This window comes from Sphingomonas sp., from assembly GCF_031380695.1.
In the GTDB taxonomy this organism is placed as follows: Bacteria; Pseudomonadota; Alphaproteobacteria; order Sphingomonadales; family Sphingomonadaceae; genus Sphingomicrobium.
In genome coordinates this window covers 1-1,571 of record NZ_JANMWY010000128.1, presented here as the reverse complement: position 1 = coordinate 1,571, position 1,571 = coordinate 1, and the positions used below count along the sequence as shown (strand labels likewise).

At 66.1% G+C, this 1,571-nt stretch carries 2 protein-coding genes; both read right to left on the bottom strand.

What is annotated here, in order from left to right:
- Positions 1–98 precede the first annotated feature (98 nt).
- Entirely contained in the window at positions 99–602 is a 504-nt protein-coding gene (locus tag RMN84_RS04610) for a hypothetical protein (RefSeq protein WP_309611026.1), read from the bottom strand.
- A gap of 3 nt (positions 603–605) precedes the next feature.
- On the bottom strand, positions 606–1,571 hold a 966-nt coding region (gene purN / locus RMN84_RS04605; RefSeq protein ID WP_309611025.1), incomplete at its 5' end, for a phosphoribosylglycinamide formyltransferase.

The following is a 1,571-nucleotide window of genomic DNA, read 5'->3' as shown; positions in this document are numbered from 1 at the left end:
AGATCGCCTATTTCTTCAAGCCCGAAGAAATCGTCGGCTAAGCCTCCTCGTCCCTCGACCAATCGGCCGTCGGCGCTATCCGGCGGCCTATTTTCGTGTCAGCCGCGGGTCATTCCCGTGAGTCGGAGGGAGTGGCCTCCGAACAGGCCGCCGTCGGTCCAGCGGTAGGCGATCCAGTAAGCGCCGCCACCGCGCCGCTCGATCCCGCCTTCGATGTAGCGCGCGGCGAAGCTCACGCGGAGCGATCCGGTGCCTTCTTTTTTGCGCGCAGGGTTGAGCAGGCCCTCGAATGCCGAGGCCGACAGACGCGGCTCGCCGCCGAGGTCGAGTGCGGGCTTGCCCGGCGCGGTCAGGGTCAGCGTCTCGAGCGCGTGGCCAGGTTCGACCGGGGCGATGGCGAGGCGCTTGCCATCGTCTTCGAGCTTGCCACGAAGCGCGAGCGGGATCGCGCGGGCATGCTCGACGACAACCTTGGGACGATCGTCCTTGGACCAGCTGTTCCACAAGGCCAAGCCGGAGATGATCAGGCCGATGACGGCCACGCCCTCGCCGAGATTGATCCAGCGGCGCCGGTTGCTATCTGTGGATTGCGGATCGGGCACGCGTCAGAACTCCTCGGCAATCGTCATCAATTTCGTCAACCGCGGCGGGGCGCAGGCGCGCCAGCTGCGTTCGAGCCACTCGCCGACATGATCCCAATCGACATCGCTGCGGTTGAGCCGGATCGCCAGCCAGCCGCCCGCGCCATAATATTTCGGCCAGTAATAAATATCGGGATGCGCCTCGATCAGCCCATTCATCTCGTCGACCCCGCTCGCCTTGACCAGCAGTCCGACCGCTTCCTCGCCGTGATGGTGATCGGCGAGGATCGCGAACAGCTTGGGCGTCTTGGTCGCGCCGACCGACCAGCCGGGGGAGCCGTGGCTGGTCTTGCGCCCCACTTCGGGGAGGCGGCTGGCGAGAGCGTTGACGCGCTGCTCGATCCAATCGGCGGACATCGGCCGACTGACGAACTGGCTGAGGATGCGCGGGTAGAGCTGATGTTCGGCGATCAGCACGCGAGTCGCCAGCGTCTCCTCATCGTCGCCCGGAAGCACCGCAACCTCGACCTGGCCGAGCAAGGCGCCGTCGTCGAGCTCGGCGGTGACGAGGTGGACGCTGGCGCCGGTCACTTTCTCCCCCGCGGCGAGCACCGCCGCGTGGGTGCCGAGACCCTTGTGGCGGGGGAGGAGCGAGGGGTGGACGTTGACGATGCGGCCCTCCCACCGCGCGATGAAGTCGGCGGGGATGATCTTCATGAACCCGGCCAGCGCGATCGTGTCGATCTCAAAAGAACCGAGAGCGAGATCGAGGCGGTTCCAAAATACCTTGCCGAGAGTCTTTGCGTCAAAGGCTGCGGTAGCCACTCCTTCGGCCACTGCGACTTCAAGGCCTGGCGCGTCCAGACGGTCAGACGCGACAACAGCCACCTCGTAGGGCGAATCGTCGGCTCGAGCCGCGTAAACCAGCGCTGCCATGTTCGACCCGCGACCGCTGATCAGGACGGCGACGCGGGAGCGGTCAGCCATGGT